This window comes from Sporomusa sp. (assembly GCF_057736855.1).
Window position 1 is genome coordinate 1 of sequence record NZ_JBYKYF010000376.1, and the last position, 2,516, is coordinate 2,516.

Annotated in this window: 3 protein-coding genes; 2 read left to right on the plus strand and 1 reads right to left on the minus strand. The window is 44.8% G+C overall.

Translation table 11 applies throughout. The features are described from left to right. Nucleotides 1-72 precede the first annotated feature (72 nt). Nucleotides 73-1,152, minus strand: coding sequence for an A/G-specific adenine glycosylase (gene mutY, locus AC29Z1_RS16450; protein ID WP_488272533.1), 1,080 nt, complete (start codon nt 1,150-1,152; stop codon nt 73-75). Between the two features lie 214 nt (nt 1,153-1,366). Between mutY and AC29Z1_RS16455 the strand changes: the two genes are divergently transcribed. Beyond that, nucleotides 1,367-2,317, plus strand: coding sequence for an RluA family pseudouridine synthase (locus AC29Z1_RS16455; protein ID WP_488272534.1), 951 nt, complete (start codon nt 1,367-1,369; stop codon nt 2,315-2,317). Next, a partial coding sequence (locus tag AC29Z1_RS16460) for a YigZ family protein (RefSeq protein WP_488272535.1) occupies nt 2,280-2,516 on the plus strand: 237 nt, incomplete at its 3' end. The genes AC29Z1_RS16455 and AC29Z1_RS16460, both read left to right, overlap by 38 nt.

The following is a 2,516-nucleotide window of genomic DNA, read 5'->3' on the forward strand; positions in this document are numbered from 1 at the left end:
CAGATGATCATAATAAATAAAAAGGCTATCGACAATACTTTGTCGACAGCCTGAGAGTACTCTTAACCAATGTTAAGAGTACTCTATCTTTCCTCTGGATATTATTTTTTCTATAGTTCCTAACGTCAGTGCGACTTTGTAATGCGGACCTGCCCAAGGCACACTCATCAATTCATCAACAGGTAACCAACGACTTTCTTTTCCTTGAAGATGTCCGTCCAGCCATTGACACCGGTAAAAAGAAATATCCCACGTCCGGTGGCTAAAAGTATGAATATAGTGAAATTCTTTCTTACCTACACGTATTTCTTGCTTAAGTTCATCCCTGAAACCTAATGTAAGGCACTCAACTGGCGTTTTCCCACTAAGTTCCATGGCCGGAAATTCCCACATTCCAGCCAGTAAACCAGTTGCCGGGCGTTGCCGCACCAGATAATGTCCATCTCGCAGTACTAAGCCAGCAACCAGTTGTATCAGCAAGGGTTGCTTTTTGCTTGGCCGAACAGGCAACATATCCTGAACCTCTCTCAGATATCCTTCACATAGATTACTCAGAGGACATAGTTGGCAACGGGGATAACGAGGAACACATATCATAGCTCCCAAATCCATTAGCGCCTGATTAAAATCTCCTGGAAATTGATCAGGCATATGCTGCTGAATTAAACCGGCAATTTCCCGCTTGGTTGCATGTTTCGTTATATCACCATCCAGACAAAATAACCGGCTACATATTCTCAGAACATTGCCATCAACCGCAGGTACTCGCTGATTGTAAGCGATACTCGCGATAGCTCCGGCCGTGTATTCACCCACCCCCGGTAATCGCTGAATCAACTCTGGATCACTTGGTACTTTTCCGCCATATGTTGCACATACTTCCCGTGCACCTGCCAATAGATTCCGTGCCCGGCTATAATAACCCAGTCCCTGCCAATATCGCAAAACTTCCTGCTCTGATGCCTCTGCCAAAACCTCCAGCGTTGGAAAACGTTCCATCCACCGGTGATAATACTCCTTTACAGCTTCGACCCGTGTTTGTTGGAGCATAATTTCTGAAACCCAAATTTTATAAGCATCTTTATCTCTACGCCACGGTAACTCTCTGGCATTTTCATAATACCAATTTAACAATTGGGATGCTAATGACATAGCTTTCTTTCCTTTCTAGCGTTTTGCGATTACAGCCACCACTCATTTCTATCATAACATAACGTGGCCTTCCGGCCTATATAACCTACAACAGTTGGGGAATTGCCAAATTCAGGGGTTTGATTTATAGTTAAAATAGTTCCAACCGCTTACGTATTCTCCTTGTACGATGCAGATAGCGTCAAACGAACCATAATACGAAAGAAGGCTTTTCATGAAATCATTCCAGAACCATAAAATTGCGCAAGAACATACTGGTATAACTATCGAAAATTATCTAAAACAGGTCTTGCACTACTCCGGGCGACAAATACAAAAGCTAACTCGCCAAAAAGGAATATTCGTAAACGGTAAGCCTGCCTACCTGAAACGGCAGCTGAAAGAAAATGATATATTGCGGGTTTTGCTGCTTGAAGATAAGTCTTACGGGGTTGAACCTAAACCGGGAGAGATTGATATTTTGTATGAAGACGAACATTTGCTGGTTCTAAATAAACCGCCCTACCAGCTCGTTCATCCTACCGGACAAACAACCAGCGGTACTCTGGCCAACCACTTGGCCTACCATCTCCGCGAACGCGGCATATTGACTACCATGCGCCCAGTTCATAGGTTAGACCGCGAAACATCAGGCTGTGTAATTTTTGCCAAAAATTCCCGCAGCCAGTTCATATTGGAAAACCAGCTAAAATCCGGGGTACTCAAACGTACCTATTGGGCATTAGTCCAAGGTGTGGTCGAACCGCCAGCAGGAATCATCGATGCCCCCATCGGTCCTCATCCAAACTTACCTAACCGGCGGGTCATACATCCAAACGGCGAAAAAGCTATTACCCATTACCAAACTGTCCGTACGTTTGTTGATATATCACTGTTGGAACTGGTGTTGGATACTGGTCGTACCCATCAAATCCGTGTACACCTAGCCCATCTGGGTTATCCCATCATTGGCGATCGCATGTATGGAATCCGCACGCCGTATATGTCCAGACAAGCTTTGCATGCGGTTTCGGTATGTTTTAAGCATCTGACAACGAAACAAGTAATTACTGTTACAGCCCCTCTGCCGGCCGATATTAAACGATTACTGGCTACCTATACTACCGACGCGGAACGGAGGTATTCATATGCTGCCAACCTACCGCACAATAAAACAAGTAAGTGAAACACAACTTGAAATCAATAAATCTCTGTTTATTGGTTATGCCGGCCCGGCCGAGACCGAAGAAGCGGCTCTTCAATTTATTGATACTATAAAAAAACGCCACAAAGAAGCTACTCATAATTGCTCAGCCTATGTAATCGGCCAGCATGGGCAACAGCAAAAAGCCGATGACGACGGCGAGCCTAGTGGAACGGCCGGC